General features: G+C 69.3%; 18 protein-coding genes. 15 read left to right on the forward strand and 3 right to left on the reverse strand.

Annotated features, from left to right (window positions below; translation table 11 throughout):
- Positions 1-113 precede the first annotated feature (113 nt).
- From PUN51_RS04285 to hrpB, 6 genes are all read left to right on the forward strand, one after another.
- Complete coding sequence (locus PUN51_RS04285; RefSeq protein WP_159632096.1) at positions 114-749, forward strand: dihydrofolate reductase family protein; 636 nt, start codon at positions 114-116, stop codon at positions 747-749.
- 169 nt (positions 750-918) lie between these two features.
- Positions 919-1,866: a 5'-3' exonuclease gene (locus tag PUN51_RS04290; RefSeq protein WP_275180048.1), complete on the forward strand. Its 948-nt coding sequence runs from the start codon at positions 919-921 to the stop codon at positions 1,864-1,866.
- A 136-nt stretch (positions 1,867-2,002) separates the two neighbouring features.
- Positions 2,003-2,518 carry a flavin reductase family protein gene (locus PUN51_RS04295; RefSeq protein ID WP_275180049.1) on the forward strand — a complete coding sequence of 172 codons (516 nt, stop codon included), beginning with the start codon at positions 2,003-2,005 and terminating at the stop codon, positions 2,516-2,518.
- Between the two features lie 112 nt (positions 2,519-2,630).
- Complete coding sequence (locus tag PUN51_RS04300; protein WP_275180050.1) at positions 2,631-2,933, forward strand: hypothetical protein; 303 nt, start codon at positions 2,631-2,633, stop codon at positions 2,931-2,933.
- Complete coding sequence (locus PUN51_RS04305) at positions 2,923-3,498, forward strand: hypothetical protein (protein ID WP_275180051.1); 576 nt, start codon at positions 2,923-2,925, stop codon at positions 3,496-3,498. The genes PUN51_RS04300 and PUN51_RS04305 overlap by 11 nt, the downstream gene beginning before the upstream one ends.
- A gap of 42 nt (positions 3,499-3,540) precedes the next feature.
- Complete coding sequence (hrpB, locus tag PUN51_RS04310; protein WP_275180052.1) at positions 3,541-6,150, forward strand: ATP-dependent helicase HrpB; 2,610 nt, start codon at positions 3,541-3,543, stop codon at positions 6,148-6,150.
- 55 nt (positions 6,151-6,205) lie between these two features.
- On the opposite strand, the gene PUN51_RS04315 is transcribed toward hrpB, so the two are convergent.
- On the reverse strand, positions 6,206-6,883 hold the full coding sequence (locus PUN51_RS04315; RefSeq protein WP_275180053.1) for an alpha/beta hydrolase family protein: 678 nt from the start codon (positions 6,881-6,883) through the stop codon (positions 6,206-6,208).
- 67 nt (positions 6,884-6,950) lie between these two features.
- Here PUN51_RS04315 and ligD point away from each other — a divergent pair, with 67 nt between their 5' ends.
- Positions 6,951-7,973, forward strand: a complete 1,023-nt coding sequence (gene ligD / locus PUN51_RS04320) for a non-homologous end-joining DNA ligase (protein WP_275180054.1) — start codon at positions 6,951-6,953, stop codon at positions 7,971-7,973.
- A gap of 24 nt (positions 7,974-7,997) precedes the next feature.
- On the opposite strand, the gene PUN51_RS04325 is transcribed toward ligD, so the two are convergent.
- A complete protein-coding gene (locus PUN51_RS04325) occupies positions 7,998-8,618 on the reverse strand; it encodes an L-threonylcarbamoyladenylate synthase (RefSeq protein WP_141160539.1) in 621 nt (206 codons plus the stop codon).
- 91 nt (positions 8,619-8,709) lie between these two features.
- Here PUN51_RS04325 and PUN51_RS04330 point away from each other — a divergent pair, with 91 nt between their 5' ends.
- The 8 genes from PUN51_RS04330 (at position 8,710) to PUN51_RS04365 (ending at position 15,023) form a co-directional block, all read left to right on the forward strand.
- Positions 8,710-10,710 (forward strand): DUF4118 domain-containing protein, encoded by a 2,001-nt coding sequence (locus PUN51_RS04330; protein WP_275180055.1) that lies wholly within the window; start codon positions 8,710-8,712, stop codon positions 10,708-10,710.
- The gene (locus PUN51_RS04335) at positions 10,707-11,426 is read left to right on the forward strand and encodes a response regulator (RefSeq protein WP_159632088.1); all 720 of its coding nucleotides are present in this window, start codon (positions 10,707-10,709) and stop codon (positions 11,424-11,426) included. The genes PUN51_RS04330 and PUN51_RS04335 overlap by 4 nt, the downstream gene beginning before the upstream one ends.
- Before the next feature lie 115 nt (positions 11,427-11,541).
- The gene (locus PUN51_RS04340) at positions 11,542-11,973 is read left to right on the forward strand and encodes a VOC family protein (protein ID WP_159632087.1); all 432 of its coding nucleotides are present in this window, start codon (positions 11,542-11,544) and stop codon (positions 11,971-11,973) included.
- Positions 11,974-12,105: 132 nt separating this feature from the next.
- The gene (locus PUN51_RS04345; protein ID WP_275180056.1) at positions 12,106-12,291 is read left to right on the forward strand and encodes a hypothetical protein; all 186 of its coding nucleotides are present in this window, start codon (positions 12,106-12,108) and stop codon (positions 12,289-12,291) included.
- 20 nt (positions 12,292-12,311) lie between these two features.
- Positions 12,312-12,818 (forward strand): HAD domain-containing protein, encoded by a 507-nt coding sequence (locus tag PUN51_RS04350; protein ID WP_275180057.1) that lies wholly within the window; start codon positions 12,312-12,314, stop codon positions 12,816-12,818.
- A 152-nt stretch (positions 12,819-12,970) separates the two neighbouring features.
- Positions 12,971-14,218 (forward strand): inorganic phosphate transporter, encoded by a 1,248-nt coding sequence (locus PUN51_RS04355; RefSeq protein ID WP_275180058.1) that lies wholly within the window; start codon positions 12,971-12,973, stop codon positions 14,216-14,218.
- The gene (locus tag PUN51_RS04360) at positions 14,215-14,436 is read left to right on the forward strand and encodes a hypothetical protein (RefSeq protein ID WP_275180059.1); all 222 of its coding nucleotides are present in this window, start codon (positions 14,215-14,217) and stop codon (positions 14,434-14,436) included. The genes PUN51_RS04355 and PUN51_RS04360 overlap by 4 nt, the downstream gene beginning before the upstream one ends.
- 26 nt (positions 14,437-14,462) lie before the next feature.
- Positions 14,463-15,023 (forward strand): dihydrofolate reductase family protein, encoded by a 561-nt coding sequence (locus tag PUN51_RS04365; protein ID WP_275180060.1) that lies wholly within the window; start codon positions 14,463-14,465, stop codon positions 15,021-15,023.
- Between the two features lie 10 nt (positions 15,024-15,033).
- Here PUN51_RS04365 and PUN51_RS04370 read toward each other — a convergent pair whose 3' ends face one another.
- Positions 15,034-15,498 carry a hotdog fold thioesterase gene (locus tag PUN51_RS04370; protein WP_275180061.1) on the reverse strand — a complete coding sequence of 155 codons (465 nt, stop codon included), beginning with the start codon at positions 15,496-15,498 and terminating at the stop codon, positions 15,034-15,036.
- Between the last annotated feature and the right edge of the window lie 73 nt (positions 15,499-15,571).

Raw genomic sequence — 15,571 nt, forward strand, 5'->3', positions numbered from 1 at the left:
AATAGACGCTACGCCTGCGGCAGGGCTGATGAAAGGGCCGGACCCTTGTACCTCCGCCCTGGCGGGCATAGCATTGCCGCCAAATCTACGCCGATCAGTCCAAGGAGCCGGCCATGGGCGCCACACCTGCCGAACCGTCCCAGGCACCCCTGATGGTGGACCTGATCATTTCGCTGGACGGTTACGCCTCCGCAGAGGGCTGGCCCGGGTGGTGGGGACTGGAGGGGCCCGAATACCTTGCCTGGCTGGACCAGGAATCGGCGAACAACTACACCTTCCTCCTGGGCGCGAATACGTACCGGCTGATGTACGGCATGTCTGCGCAGGCCGCGGCGAACCGGTCCGGTTTTTCCGAGGAGGAGGGCGCCAGCCTCACGGGGCTGTCCGCAGTACCGAAAATCGTGTTCTCTTCCTCGCTGCAGTCTCCCCTGGACTGGCCGAACTCGACCCTGGTAACCGGGGACGCGGTTGATGCGGTCCGCGAGCTGAAGCGCAGGGGAACGGGACCCCTGAGTACCTTGGGCAGCATCAGCCTGGCACGGTCGTTGCTGGTGGCGGGCCTCGTGGACCGGTTCCGGCTGGTGGTCTTCCCCGTCATTACCGGCGCCACCGGGCGGGAGCGGATCTTCGACGGATATCCCGACGTCCGGCTGGACATGGTGCAGAGCAGGACGTTTGACGGCAGGCTCCAGCTGCTGGAGTACGTTCCCACGGTACTCACCGGCCCGCCCGGCACCGGGCAACCGTGACCGGCGCCCTTGGCACCCCGACGTCCGGCTGAACCGTACGCAGCATGTCCGGTTCGAGCAGGCAGGCCGGGGCCTCCCGGGACTGGGAATCCCTGCCCAGTCCTTCCAGGCGCCACGGCGGAGATCGCGGCTACTGCCCGGGTGGCCATTTCCGTGTGAGGATCGAGGTATGCCCCAGCGCCTCATGCTGCTCGACACTGCCTCCTTGTACTTCCGCGCCTTCTACGGCCTGCCGGACACCATCCGCCGCCCGGACGGCACTCCGGTCAATGCCGTCCGCGGTCTGCTGGACATGATTGCCCGGCTCAGTACCGACTACGCGGCCACCCACCTGGTGGCCTGCTGGGACGATGACTGGCGGCCGCAGTGGCGGGTGGACCTGATCCCCACCTACAAAGCCCACCGGGTGGCGCAGGCGGTCCCCGGCGGCACCGACGTGGAAGTGGTGCCTGAGGGCCTGGAAGCGCAGCTGCCTATGATCCGCCGCGTGCTGGAGCTGGCCGGCATCGCCATTGTGGGAAGAGCGAAACATGAGGCCGACGACGTCGTGGGCACCTACGCCAGCCAGGCAGGCCTTCCCGTGGACGTCGTCACGGGCGACCGGGACCTTTTCCAGGTCTGCGACGACGACCGGAAGGTCCGGGTGATCTACACAGCCCGCGGCATGAAGAACCTCGAAGTCATCACCGAAGAAACCGTCGTGGCCAAGTACAAGGTCCTCCCGCAGCAGTACGCCGATTACGCCACGCTGCGCGGCGACGCCTCCGACGGCTTGCCCGGCGTCGCCGGGATCGGCGAGAAGACGGCGGCATCCCTGCTGCTCAAGTACGGCACCCTGGAACGGCTGCTGGCTGCCGCGGAAGACGACGACGGCGGCGTGTCCGGTCCCGTCCGGGCCAAACTCTCCGCCGCTGCCGCCTACCTCGAAGCAGCTCCCGCCGTCGTCCGCCTGGTGCGCGACCTCGAGCTGCCCACCCTTGAGCAGGCGGGCGCCCTGCTGCAGCCGGTGACGGGTGACCGGCGCGCCGAACTTGAGCGGCTGGCCATCGACTGGAACCTCGGCGGCTCCGTCCGCCGGCTGCTCGCCGCGCTGGACCAGCGGGCGCAGCCGGCATAACGGCCCGGAACCGATGACGCCGGATGTACGGCCGTGACCTTTCGTTGCGGTACGCGTCCGCGTGTTTCGGGCGGCTTGAGCGGCCCGGCCGGCTGGTGGTTTGGTGAGGTAACGATCCAGACGAGAGGGCCACTCCATGACAGTCACTTCAGATCTCGCTCCCCGCCGGCTTCGGGATATCTTCGGAACATTCGCCAGCGGCCTGACCGTGGTTACCGGTTCCACCCCCGGAGGGCCCGTGGGTTTCACCTGCCAGTCCTTTGCCTCCCTGTCGCTGGAACCGGCGCTCGTGACCTTCAGCCCGGCACGCACATCGAGCACGTGGCCGGTGCTGCGGAGGGCCGGTTCCTTCACCGTCAACATCCTCCCCGCGGAACACCAGCACCTCGCCGGACAGTTTGCCCGCCCGGGAACGGACAGGTTCGCGGGAGTCGCCCACAGCCCCTCGCCGCTGGGGAATCCGGTCCTGGAGAACGCGCTCGCCTGGATCGACTGCGACCTCCATGCAGAGTACGACGGCGGTGACCACACCATTGTGGTGGCTGCCGTGCGGCACCTCCACGCGCGGGGCGACGCCGAGCCCCTGCTGTTCTTCAAGGGCCGGTACGCCGGACTCGCGCCGGCCGGGCACCTGCTCGAAGCGGCATGCTGACTGCCGCCCCGCCTCCGCAGCCCTCCCCACTCTTGCTTCCGGCCCATGTGGTAGTAAGCTTACTGAGCATTACTAGTAAGCTTGCTGATTAAATGGGATGGGAGCAGGAGCCATGGGCGCAATATTCGGTACGGCCCTGTCACTGGCGCTGACCTTGGGCGGTGCTGCGGTGGCGGCGGCAGGTGGCCCCGGAGCGGCCCAGCACTACCTGGCCGGCCACGTCCTCCTCGGAATTGGCATTGGCCTGTTGATCGCCACTGCCCTCCGAACCGCAGCCCGCGTCCTCATGGCGCGGCCGGCCTCTCCGGTGCGCGTGGCTGCGGTGCCGGCGCCCACAGTTGATACCGCCACTGTGACGGTCCTGCCCGTGCGTTCCGCGTCCACCCTTCCGATGCGGGGCAGGCATGCGGCCTGAGCCGGAGAAATCGGCGGGACCCGCTCCGGCGGGGGCGTCCACTCCCGCACCCCGCCGCCGGGTCCGCGCCCTGATCATCCTGTGCTGCGCCGTGGTCGCATGCCTCGTCGCCGGCGCGGCAGCCGTCCGCCCGGGCGGCACGGACGACGACGTACTGCGAGGTTTCCAGATCCGCGTGCTGAGCATCAGCCAGGCTGCCTCCGAGAACAGGATGGACGGGGCGCTGGCCGCCCTGCAGGCACTCGAAAAGGACCTTGGCGAAGCAGCGGCAGCAGGCCGTGTTTCGGCTGCCCGCTACCGCGGCATCGAGGACGCGCTGTCGGCCGTCCGGGCGGATATCGCCACGCAGGTGGCAGCTGCGGCCGCCACGGCATCGCCGGCCGCGGAGCCGGCTGCCGGCGCCCCGGCACCTGCCCTGGCAGACACCACCGGGACCGGGCCCAGCCCGGTGGCCCCGGTTGTTGAGGCCGTCGCCCCTGCCCCCGCCCCGGACGCGCACGGTTCACAACGATCGGACACCGCAAAGGAAGCCAAAGGCAAGGGCCGGAGCCAAGGCAAACCCTGACCCGGGCGGAGGAGCACTTCCCCGTCAGGGCAGAATGGACGGGTGATCCCTCCTGACGGCAACCCCGCTGCCGGTGCCTTCGACCTTGCTGCCATCGGTGCCGGTCTGGCCTTCCAAGGCTCCCTGCCCGCACTGCAGCATGCGTTGAAAGGCGGCGCCGCCGTTGTCCAGGCTCCGCCGGGCACCGGCAAAACCACGCTCGTTCCGCCGCTGCTCGCCAATCTGTATGGCCGGTCCGGCCGCGTCATCGTCACCCAGCCCCGAAGGGTTGCCGCCCGGGCCGCCGCCCGCCGCCTCTCCGCCCTGGACGGCAGTGGCCTTGGCGGCCGCGTGGGCTACACGGTCCGCGGGGAACGCCAGGCGGGCCCGGCCACCCGGGTTGAGTTTGTCACCCCGGGCATCCTGTTGCGCCGGCTGCTGGCAGATCCCGCGCTTGACGGGACGGCCGCCGTCGTCCTAGACGAAGTGCACGAGCGCGGCCTGGAAACGGACCTCCTGGTCGGCATGGTCGCGGAGGTCCGTGCCCTGCGCGGTGACCTCGCCGTCGTCGCCATGTCCGCAACGCTGGACGCAACCCGCTTCGCGGCGCTGCTGGCCGATTCCGACGGCGGCGGCCCGGCACCTGTGGTCGGCTGCGCTTCAGTGAATTATCCACTGGAAGTGCAGTGGCTCCCGGCACCGGCGGCGCGGCTGGACGCCAGGGGAGTGGCGCCTGCCTTCCTGGACCACGTTGCAGCGGCAGCGGCGGACGCCCATGCCCGTGCACTCACCGCGGACAACGCCGTGGATGCCCTCGTGTTCCTTCCGGGCGCCAGGGAAGTCTCGCACGTGGCCGCGGCGCTCCGCGGCCGGCTGGGCCGCAGCGTAGAGGTGCTGGAACTTCACGGCCAGGTGGCGGCATCGGAGCAGGACCGGGCCGTGTCCGGGCGGAACCCCGGAGATCCCCCGCGGATCATAGCCTCCACCGATCTTGCCGAGTCCTCCCTGACGGTGCCCGGCGTCCGGCTGGTGGTCGACTCCGGCCTGACCCGGGAACCGCGGCGCGACTCAGGCCGCGGCATGAGCGGGCTGGTCACGGTCTCCTGCTCCCGGGCGTCGGCAGACCAACGCGCCGGCCGCGCCGCACGGCAGGGTCCGGGGCAGGTGGTCCGCTGCTACACCCAGCAGGCCTACGGTGCGGCTCCGGCCCACGTCACCCCGGAAATCAACGTGGCAGACCTGACCGGCGCCGCCCTCACCCTGGCATGCTGGGGAGCGCCCGGCGGGAAGGGCCTCGCGCTCCCGGACGCGCCGCCCCGCCTGGCCATGGACGACGCCGTTGAGGTACTCCGCGAACTGGGCGCGGTATCGGACGACGGGCAGGTGACGGCCGCGGGCCGGGCCCTCGCTGCCATCCCCGCCGATCCCCGGCTGGCCCGGGCACTGCTCGACGGCGGCGCCTCCACCGGCCGCCGGCTCGCCGCCGAAGTGGTGGCCGCGGTCTCCGGAGACCACCGCGCACCTGGCGGCGACCTGCCCAGGCTGCTGGCGCAGCTCCGCGCGGACAAAGGCCCGGCGGGGAAGCGCTGGGCGGAGGAGTCCAGGCGGCTGGCTGCCATGGCGCAGCGGAAAGGCGAGGTCGCCCTGCCGGATTCCTCCGGCGCCGCGGGAGGCTCCGAAGCGGTGGGCGCCGTCGTCGCCCTCGCGTTTCCCGACCGCATAGCCCGCCGCGTGCCGGGCAGCGAGGCGGCAGGACAGTACCTGCTGACATCCGGCACCCGGGCAGGCCTGCCCGCGGGCAGCACGTTGTCAGGCCACGAGTGGCTGGCCGTGGCCGAAGTGTCCCGGGCCTCGGGCCGGGACGCGGGGGGCACCGGCGCCGTGATCCGGGCCGCCGCACCCCTGGCCGCCGCCATGGCCGAAACGGCGGCGTCGCACCTGCTGGCAGACACGGTGGAAGCGGACTTCAGCGGAGGCCGGCTGAGCGCGCGCAGGACACGACGGCTGGGTGCCATCATGCTCTCGGCCACGCCGGTACGCCCCAGCGCCGAACAGGGACGGAGGGCCGTGGCGGTCGCGTTGCAGTCCCAGGGGCTGGCGGCCCTGCCCTGGTCGACGGCGGCGGCTTCCTTCCGGCGCAGGCTCGCGTTCCTGCACCGCCAGCTGGGAGGGCCCTGGCCGGATGTGTCGGACACCGCGCTGCTGGAGCGGCTGGAAGAGTGGCTGGGGCCCGAACTGGAGGACCTTGCGGCCGGGAAACCGTTGACCTCCCTGGACCTGGCGGACCCCCTGCGCCGCCTCCTGCCCTGGCCGGAAGCTGCCCGTCTGGGTGAGCTGGCCCCCGAAAGCCTTGAGGTCCCCAGCGGCTCCCGCATCCGGATCGATTATCCGGAACCGGGCGATGATGGTGCGGCGCCCGTCGTCGCTGTGAAACTGCAGGAGTGTTTCGGACTCGCCGAGTCCCCGCGGCTGGTGGACGGGCGCGTACCGGTCCTGTTCCACCTGCTCTCCCCGGCCCGGCGGCCCCTCGCCGTGACGGATGACCTGACCTCTTTCTGGTCCGGCCCGTACGCCCAGGTCCGGGGCGAAATGCGCGGCCGCTACCCCAAACACCCCTGGCCCGAGGACCCCTGGTCGGCCCCCGCCACCGCACGCACCAAGCAACGCCGGTAGCCTTGCCCCGGGCGCCCCTGTACCCGGACCGACATGTGCGGGGAGGGCCGCCTCCTCAGCTGTGCGCTGCGATGAACGCGGCCACAGGGGCTGCCAGGGATGCGCCCACTTCCCCGGCCGGCCGCTTCTTTCCCGCCACCGCGAAGGAGTGGTCCCCGCCCTCCGCCCACTGGAGCACGGCGTTGGGCCCGATCCGGGAGACCACATCTTCAAGGATCCCCGGTGTGGCAAACGTGTCCCGGGTTCCCTGCAGGAACAGCATCGGGGCGCCCAGCCCGTACAGGTGTCCATCCCGGAGCTTCTCCGGCTTCCCGGGAGCGTGCAGGGGATAGCCCAGGTAGACCAGCCCCGCCACGTCCATGCCTTCGGCTGCAGCCATGGACGCCATCCTCCCCCCGAACGACTTGCCCGCCGCCCACACGGGGCCGCGGTCACCGTGGGCGTCTGCCTGCGCCCGCGCGGCGGCCATGGCGGCCCGCCAGGCGGCGATGGCCATGGGAGGACGGTCAGGGAACTTCCGCCCCGCCTCGCGGTAGGGGAAATTGAAGCGCAGGGTGGCCAGGCCCAGGCTGTTCAGGGCATCGGTGAAGCCGTGAAGGAAAGGGTGCTCCATGCCGGCGCCGGCGCCGTGTGCCACCACCACGGTGGCGGTGGCCTCTGCAGGGCGGGCGTAAACGGCGGAAAACGAGGCGTCCCCCACGGCGACGGTGAGCTGCTCATCGGATGCTGGCATGGGTCCATCATGCCGGAGGGTGGCGGATGTACCCATCCCTGCCGGTGGCGGGGTGTACGTTGTCCCCATGGCGAGTGAGCAGACCACCATTACTGTCCCAGGTCCCAACGGCGAGCGCGAGATGCGGATTTCCAGCCCCAGCCGGGTCCTCTGGCCGGACCTGGGCCTCACGAAGCTGGACCTGGTGAACTACATCTGCGATGTGGGGGAGGCGTTCATCGCCGCCAACGGGGACCGGCCCGTCTCACTTCAGCGGTATTCGGGCAACATCGACGGCGAGATGTTCTTCTCCAAGAACCCGCCCAAGGGCACGCCGGACTTCATCCGCTCCGTCAAAGTTGTCTACCCCAGTGCCCGGTCCCATCCCCAGCTTGTGTTCGACGAGCCTGCGGCCGCCGTCTGGGCCGTCCAGATGAACACGGTGGTGTTCCATCCCTGGCCGTCGCGGGCGGAAAACACTGACAACCCCGACCAGCTGAGGATCGACCTCGACCCGCAGCCCGGCACCGACTTCGACGACGCCGTCCCGGCCGCCCAGGTGCTGAAGGAGGTCCTTGCCGAGGCCGGGCTCACCTGCTTCATCAAGACCTCCGGGAACCGGGGCCTGCACGTTTACGCCCCGATCGAACCCACCCGCGAGTTCCTGGACGTCCGGCACGCGGTCATCGCCGCCGCCCGGGAAGTGGAGCGGCGCATCCCGGACAAAGTGACCACCGCCTGGTGGAAGGAAGAACGGGGCCGGCGCGTCTTCCTGGACTTCAACCAGGCCAACCGCGACCGCACCATCGCCGGAGCCTACAGCCCGCGTGCGCTTCCGCACGCCCCGGTGTCCTGCCCCATTACCTGGGACGAACTGGAGCAGGCGGATCCGAAGAACTTCACCATCCTTACCGTGCCGGAGCGGCTGAAGACGGTGGGTGACCCGTGGGCGGACTTCAGTGCCGCGCCCGGCACCATCGACACCCTGCTGCAGTGGTGGGACCGCGACTGCAAGGCCGGCCTGGGAGAACTGCCCTTCCCGCCCGATTACCCCAAGATGCCGGGCGAACCGCCGCGGGTGCAGCCCAGCAGGGCGCGCAAGCAGGACTGACCCACCGCCGCGGCCGGCCGGTGGTCACTCGAAGCGGGACGGATCGCCCATGCCGCGGCGCACAACCTCGGCCACACCGCTGGAGAAGTCGACAACGGTGGTGGGCTCGGCGCCGCAGTCGCCGGCGTCAATCACGGCATCCACCTGGTGGTCCAGGCGTTCCTTGATCTCCCAGCCCACGGTCAGCGGTTCCTCCTCGTCCGGCAGCAGCAGGGTGCTGGACAGCAGCGGCTCGCCCAGTTCGGCGAGCAGCGCCTGGACCACACGGTTGTCCGGGATGCGCACCCCCACCGTCTTCTTCTTGGGGTGGAGCAACCGCTTGGGAACCTCCTTGGTGGCGGGCAGGATGAACGTGTAGCTGCCGGGGGTGACGGCCTTGATGCTCCGGAAGACGTCGTTGCCGATGTTCACGAACTGTCCCAGCTGCGCGAAATCCCGGCACACCAGTGTGAAGTGGTGCTTGTCATCCAGGTGCCGGATGCTCCTGATCCGGTCCAGGGCCTCCCGGTTTCCCATCTGTGCCCCCAGCGCGTAGCAGGAGTCCGTGGGGTACGCGATCAGGCCGCCGTCGCGGATAATCTTCACTGCCTGCGCGATGGCGCGGGGCTGGGGGTCGTGGGGATGAACGTCAAAGAATCTGGCCATCCCCCGAGCCTACGTTCCCGGGGGCCGCACCGCACCATGTTCCGGCGCCCCCTGGCGTGCGGGGACGGGCGTTGGTGGGAGAATATGCGTCATGGCTAGGGAACGCATCGTCATCGGCCTCAACGGCAGCGACGACGGAGACCTCCTGGTGCACCGGGCCGCCAAGCTCCTTGAGCGGGCCGGCGGGGGCGAGATCCTGGCCATCCATGTCCGGACCCCCTCCGGTGCCGGGAGCGAATCGCCCCACGCACTCGAGTCCCAGCGGCGGCAGGTGGCGGAGCTGGGCGGGAGCTACCACGCGCTGACCGCCGGCGACGTGTCCGCGGCCCTCCTGGACTACGCCCGGGCTTCGCGCGCCACGCACATCCTTGTCGGGCAGAGCCGCCGCAGGTTCACCGTCCTGTCCGGTGGAAGCGTGGAAGCCAGGGTTGTGCGCGGGGCAGGGGACATCGACGTCCAGGTGGTGCCCCGGCCCGTGGCGGCCAGGAGCCGCAAGCGCCGCACCGGGCTGGGACGGCGCAGGGTCATTGCCGGTTTCGCGCTCGCCGCCGTCCTGCCCGCAGGCCTGCAGTTGCTGCTCGCAGTCTTTGACCACAGCGTTGCCACGGCGGCACTGCTCCAACTGGCCGGCGCGGTGGCCGTAGCCCTGGTTGGCGGCTTGTGGCCGGCGGTTGCCGGTGCGCTGTGGAGCAGCCTGCTGGTGAACTATTTCTCCACCCCGCCGCTGTATGACCTTGCCATCCGTGACCCGCAGGATGTCCTGTCCCTGGCTGTATTCGCCGGCGTGGCCGTAGCGGTGGCAGGGGTGGTGGACCGCTCCGCCCGGCGGTCCAAGGAGGCGTCAACGGCGCGGGCCGAGGCAGCCACGCTGGCCGACCTGGCCCTGGCCGCATCCCGCGAGGAGGACAACCTCAAAGGGCTGCTCGCGGAAGCAGTCAGCGTCTTCGGTGCCGACGGTGCCGCCGTCGTCACCCGGGCACCGTCCGGGGCAGAAGCGGACGGCGTGATGGTGGACGGCGTGATGGTCGACGACGGCGGGTTGGCTGACGGCGGGTTGGGCGACGGTGGTTTGGGCGACGGTGGTGGGGCGGGCCCTGGGAGCGGCGCATGGCAGGTGATCGCCGCGGCGGGGGATGCGACCGGCCGGCCGGTGATGCCGGGTGGGCCAGGAACCACGGTTGAACCGGTGGACGGGGAAACGTTCCTGGTGCTGGCGGGCCGGACGGTTCCGCCGTCCGGGCGGCGGCTCCTGGCGGCCTTCGCCGTGCACGTCAAAGCGCAGCTCGAACGCCGGCAGCTGGCCGCAACCAGGAATGAGATCCTCCGACTCGCCGAGGGCAATATCATGCGGACCGCGATTCTCCGGGCCGTCTCCCACGACCTTCGGACACCCCTGGCCGGCATCAAGCTGGCCGCCGGGGGACTGCTGCAGAACGGCGTCTCCTACACCCGCGCAGAGCAGCAAGACCTGCTGGAAACCATTGACGCCTGCACCGACCGGCTGGACCTGCTGGTGGGCAACCTCCTGGACATGTCACGCATCACCGCCCAGTCGGTGGAACCCTTGCTGGGTCCGGTCCGCTGGACCGAGGTGGTGGATGCGGCCCTGCGCGGGCTGCCGGCAGGGGCGGTGACGGTGGCGCTGCCTGCGAACATGCCGCCCGTGGACGCCGATCCCGGCCTGCTGGAGCGGGTGGTCGCCAACATCCTGGAGAATGCGCTGAAATACGCGGCCGGAAGCCGTGTGGTGGTGGCGGGCGGGCCGGACGGCAGCGTCCTTGACGGCCATCCCTGCGGCGAACTGCAGATCATCGACCACGGCCCCGGGGTCCCTGCCCGCAAGGTGGTGGACATGTTCCGGCCTTTCCAGCGGCTCGACGACCGGTCGCAGTCCAGCGGGATAGGGCTGGGCCTGTCAGTGGCACAGGGCTTCATCCAGTCCATGCGGGGCACGCTTACAGCTGCCGAAACCCCAGGTGGCGGCCTGACAATGGTGATCCGGCTGCCCCTCTCCACCGGCATCCCGGCCGGTATCCCGGCGGCCGGGTACCCCGGCGGCCGGGAGCCCACCACCGCGGCGGGCCAGCCATGACCGCCAACCACGCCGGCACCAAAACCGGAAACCTGCCCCCGGCAGCGCGGGTACTGGTCATCGACGACGATCCGCACCTCCTCAAGGCCCTTCGGATCACGCTCGCAGCGCACGGCTACGCCGTGGACACGGCCGTGGACGGCGCCTCCGCCCTCGCCGCGGCCTCGCGCCAGGCACCGGATCTGCTGGTCCTCGACCTCGGGTTGCCGGACATGGACGGGACCGAAGTCCTGCGGAACCTCCGCCGCTGGAGCGCGGCGCCGGTGCTGGTCCTGTCCGCCCGCCACGGGTCCCCGGACAAGGTGGGCGCGCTGGACGCCGGCGCCGACGACTACATCACCAAACCGTTCGGGCTTGATGAACTGCTGGCACGGCTGCGTGCCCTGCTGCGCAGGGTGCCAGAGCCCGAATCCCGCCCCGTGGTCAGCTCTGCCGGTTTCACCGTTGACCTTGTGGCCCGGCAGGTCCTGCGTGCCGGGCAGCCGGTAAGGCTCACCCCCACGGAGTGGAACATCCTCGAAATCCTGGTCCGGAACCCGTCGCGTCTGATCTCGCAGCAGCAGTTGCTGTCCGAGGTCTGGGGGCCGTCCTACCGGAAGGAGGTCAACTACCTCCGCGTCTACATGGCCCAGTTGAGAAGGAAGCTGGAAGAGGACCCCGGCAACCCGCGGCACCTGCTGACCGAAGCCGGGGCAGGCTACCGTTTCGTACCCTGAAACGAGGGGTGAACAGGGGAGTCTTCCCCTACCCGCCCGCCTCCGGATGGGGCAGGATGTTGAGTGGCCGAGTCCCGGCCGAAGCAGTCCCGGCCCCTGTGAAGGAGATCCTGCCATGCCCACAATCCTCAATCCCTACATCAGCTTCCGTGACAACGCCCGCGATGCCATGAACTTCTACCAGTCCGTCTTCGGCGGCGAACTCACGCTCAGCACGTTCGCCGACTTCCAGGCCAGCGAGGACCCCACGGAAGCGCAAAAGATCATGCACGGCATGCTGACCACCACCCAGGGCCTGGTGCTCATGGGCGCTGACACCCCGAACAGCATGGAGTACCACCCGGGGTCCTCCATTTCCATCTCGCTCAGCGGCGATAACGAGGTGGAGCTCCGCGGCTACTACGAGAAGCTGAGCGGCGACGGGGGAGCGGTGACCGTCCCCATGGAGAAGGCGCCGTGGGGTGACGTTTTTGGCATGTGCACGGACCGGTTCGGCGTCGCCTGGCTGGTCAACGTCAACGCAGCGCAGCCGACGGCGGCACCCTGACCCCCGGGCGGGCTGGCCGGACGGCCGCCTGACCGCCCGCCGGGCCGTCACTTGCTTTCCCGCGCCGGTCCCCGTCCGTCAAGGCCGGGCCCACTCCTTGAGGGAGAGGCCCGCGACTGCGAGGATTAACGGGTGAGGTCCTTCATGGAGTTCCTGTCCGACAAATGGTGGATGTTTCCGCTGATGGCGTTCGCCGGCCAGTGGGCAGGCGGCTGGCGGCGCGCGGGAGAACGAACAGCCTACAAACGGGCCCGGCGTGAGCTGGACGCCCCGGAACTGGATGCGGGCCCCCGCCCGGCACAGTTCCACCAGGGCTGAAGCTGCCGCGGGGTTGCGGCGTGGGCTGCACGCTTTACCTGGACGTCGACGGCGTGGTCTGCCCGTTCGGCCCCCAGGGAACCACCGGTTGGGGTTCCCCCTGGCAGCAGGCCGACGCCGGGCTGTTGCCCGTCACGTTCGCCGCCGAACTCATGGCGGGGCTGAACACCCTGGCCCGGACGCCCGGGCTGCGCTGTGTCTGGCTCACCAGCTGGGAGGAACTGGCGCCCCAATACCTGTGTCCCGCCGTCGGACTGAAGGGCAGCCGCTGGCCGTACCTGACCGCGGACGGGGCAGCCGGAGGGACCGGCTGGTGGAAACTCCGCGCCATCCAGGACGACGTCGAAAGCACCGGGCCCGAAGCCGTCGCCTGGGTGGATGACCAGTTGGCGTTCGAGGCGGAAGCGCAGCGCTGGGCACGGTTCCTGGGCCGGCGGATCCTTACCGTCTCGCCCCATCCCCGGCGCGGAATCACGCCCGCCGAACTGGACCGGATCCGTTCTTTCTTGGCGCAGCCCGTGTTTTGACCTCATGCCGGGGACGCGTACGATCGATAAGGTTTCCCGCCGGTTGTGCCAACACCGCAAGTCATTCCACGCAAACAGCTGGTGAACTATGCTGTCCAAGGCAGCCTGGTACGAGAAACTGCTGAACGTCGACTCTGCAGATTGGGCAACAGGTGGCTATCACCTTCATGGTGGCGCTGGTCATCGGACTGGCACTATTTTTCGACTTCACGAACGGCTTCCACGACACCGCGAACGCCATGGCAACGCCCATCGCAACGGGTGCCATCAAGCCCCGCACAGCGGTGGCCCTGGCCGCCGTCTTGAACCTGGTGGGTGCCTTCCTGTCCACCGAAGTGGCCAAGACAGTGTCCGGCGGCATTATCCGCGAGGGCTCCGGGGGAGTGCAGATCACGCCGGAGATCATCTTTGCCGGCTTGATGGGCGCTGTTCTGTGGAACATGATCACCTGGTTGAAGGGCCTGCCGTCCAGCTCATCGCACGCCCTCTTCGGCGGCCTGATCGGCGCGGCGGTTGTCGGGGCAGGATTCAGCTCGGTCAATTTCGAGAGCCTGCTGCAGAAGGTCATCCTTCCGGCGGTCTTCGCCCCCGTGATTGCAGGCCTCGCCGCCTATGTCTGCACCCGCCTGGCCTATGCCCTCACGGCACGCCACGATCCCGAGACAGGCACCAAGCTCACCCAGAAGCGCGGTGGCTTCCGCACCGGCCAGATCTTCACCTCCAGCCTGGTGGCCCTGGCCCACGGCACCAACGACGCCCAAAAGACCATGGGCATCATCACCCTGGTCCTCATCGCTGCCGGCAGCCAGGCGCCCGGCTCCGGTCCCCAGCTTTGGGTGATTACCGCCTGCGCCCTGGCCATCGCCATCGGAACCTACGCCGGCGGCTGGCGCATCATCCGCACCATGGGTTCGGGCCTGACCGAGGTTAAGCCGGCCCAGGGCTTCGCCGCGGAGACCAGCACCGCGTCCGCCATCCTCGCCTCCTCCCACCTTGGCTTCGCCCTCTCCACCACGCAGGTGGCTTCCGGCTCCGTCATTGGCTCCGGAATGGGACGCCGCGGCACCACCGTCCGCTGGAACATGGTGGGAAAGATCGCGCTGGGATGGCTCTTCACCCTTCCGGCCGCCGGCATCGTCGGCGCCCTGACCGCCCTGGTGGTGCAGACCGGCGTCGTGGGTGTCCTTATCGCCGCCATCGCCGGCACCGGGGCGGTACTGTTCATGTTCTTCTACTCACGCAAGTCCTCCGTGAGCCACCAGAACGCCGTGGAGGTCGAGGAGGCCGGCCAGGCTGTCCGGTTCGCCAAGAAAAAGGCCCTGGCGCGTGCCCGGGCCGAAGCAAAAGCCAAAGCGCAGGCCGACGCCAAGGCCAACAATCCCAAGGAGAATCAGCGATGAAGTGGTTGGAACTCCTGACCGTTGCAGGCACCACGCTCGTGTCAGCGGCAATTGTGGTGACCCTCTACTCGCTTGGAGTCCGGTTCACGGCCATCGCTGGTGATGCCCAGCAGTCGTCCCCCGGGGTCAAGCGCTCCATCGCCTACCTGTGCTTCGGGCTGTGCGGCCTCGCTGTGCTTTTTGGGCTGTACCTGATCATTCCGTACTTCTCCAAGTAGCCGCGCCCACCGGTTAGGCTGGGGCCATGCAGCGCATCCAGTACTTTGTGGCCGCATCCCTTGACGGCTTCATCGCCACGCCCACGGACGACCTCGGCTGGCTGCTGCAGTTCGACGGCTTCGAGGGCGGAGCTGACAGCTACAACGACTTCATGGCAGCGGTGGGCTGCATCGTTATGGGCGGGGAAACCTACGCCTGGCTGATGGAGCACGAGCCCGGCAGGTGGCCGTATTCCGGCACGCCGTGCTGCGTCTTCACACACCACGAACACCGGGCGCCGGACGGCGCTGACATCACGTTTATCCGCGGCGACGTGCGGGAGTTCATCGCAGACTTCCGGCAGGCCGCGGGAGGCCTGAACATCTGGGTGGTGGGCGGCGGCAACCTTGCGGCACAGTTCGCCGATGCAGGCCTTTTGGACGAGATCATCCTCTCCGTCATCCCCGTGGTGCTGGGTGAGGGGAAACGGCTGCTGCCGATGAAGGGCCCCACCCCGCCGCTGGAACTGGCTGCTTCCCGCACGCTGGGCCGGGGCATCGTCGAACTGCGCTACCTGCTGCGACCCGGGGCGGATCCGCAGTCCTGACGCGCCCGCCTCAGCCGGCGTTGTCGCGGAGCATGTTGGTGATCCGGGCGGTCGAAAGGCGCCGCCCCCGGGCATCCGTCATGACGATCTCATGGGTGGCCAGGGTCCTGCCCAGGTGGATCGCCGTGCAGGTCCCCGTCACCAGGCCCTCGGCGATGGACCGGTGATGTGTGGCGTTGACCTCAATGCCGACGGCGTGGCGTCCCGGTCCTGCATGCATGCCTGCGGCGAACGAGCCAAGGGTTTCCGCCAGCACCACGTGCGCGCCGCCATGCAGGATCCCCGCCACCTGCGTATTGCCCTCAACCGGCATGGTGGCGACGGTGCGTTCCGGGCTCATTTCCAGGAAATGGATTCCCATCTTGACCACCAGTGCGCCGACACCGAACGCGCCCAGCCAGTCATGCATATGGTCGGGAATCCCGGCGGCTGCCAGCTCTTCGGCGAAAGCGCCCGGCGTGAAATTGTCTGTCATGGCAACTAGGCTGGCACCTGTGAGTGAAACAACCAAACCGGCCCCCTTCCCGTCCCAGGCCATCGACGACGGT

The organism is Arthrobacter sp. NQ4 (assembly GCF_029077345.1).
Lineage (GTDB): Bacteria > Actinomycetota > Actinomycetes > Actinomycetales > Micrococcaceae > Arthrobacter.

Coding starts and splice junctions, on each gene's coding strand:
- PUN51_RS04315 (WP_275180053.1), bottom strand. CDS start 6,883: ATGCCAGCATCCGATGAGCAGCTCACCGTCGCCGTGGGGGACGCCTCG.
- PUN51_RS04305 (WP_275180051.1), top strand. CDS start 2,923: ATGCGGCCTGAGCCGGAGAAATCGGCGGGACCCGCTCCGGCGGGGGCG.
- PUN51_RS04360 (WP_275180059.1), top strand. CDS start 14,215: ATGAAGTGGTTGGAACTCCTGACCGTTGCAGGCACCACGCTCGTGTCA.
- PUN51_RS04325 (WP_141160539.1), bottom strand. CDS start 8,618: ATGGCCAGATTCTTTGACGTTCATCCCCACGACCCCCAGCCCCGCGCC.
- PUN51_RS04295 (WP_275180049.1), top strand. CDS start 2,003: ATGACAGTCACTTCAGATCTCGCTCCCCGCCGGCTTCGGGATATCTTC.
- PUN51_RS04340 (WP_159632087.1), top strand. CDS start 11,542: ATGCCCACAATCCTCAATCCCTACATCAGCTTCCGTGACAACGCCCGC.
- PUN51_RS04370 (WP_275180061.1), bottom strand. CDS start 15,498: ATGACAGACAATTTCACGCCGGGCGCTTTCGCCGAAGAGCTGGCAGCC.
- PUN51_RS04300 (WP_275180050.1), top strand. CDS start 2,631: ATGGGCGCAATATTCGGTACGGCCCTGTCACTGGCGCTGACCTTGGGC.
- PUN51_RS04365 (WP_275180060.1), top strand. CDS start 14,463: ATGCAGCGCATCCAGTACTTTGTGGCCGCATCCCTTGACGGCTTCATC.
- PUN51_RS04330 (WP_275180055.1), top strand. CDS start 8,710: ATGGCTAGGGAACGCATCGTCATCGGCCTCAACGGCAGCGACGACGGA.
- ligD (WP_275180054.1), top strand. CDS start 6,951: ATGGCGAGTGAGCAGACCACCATTACTGTCCCAGGTCCCAACGGCGAG.
- PUN51_RS04285 (WP_159632096.1), top strand. CDS start 114: ATGGGCGCCACACCTGCCGAACCGTCCCAGGCACCCCTGATGGTGGAC.
- PUN51_RS04290 (WP_275180048.1), top strand. CDS start 919: ATGCCCCAGCGCCTCATGCTGCTCGACACTGCCTCCTTGTACTTCCGC.
- PUN51_RS04335 (WP_159632088.1), top strand. CDS start 10,707: ATGACCGCCAACCACGCCGGCACCAAAACCGGAAACCTGCCCCCGGCA.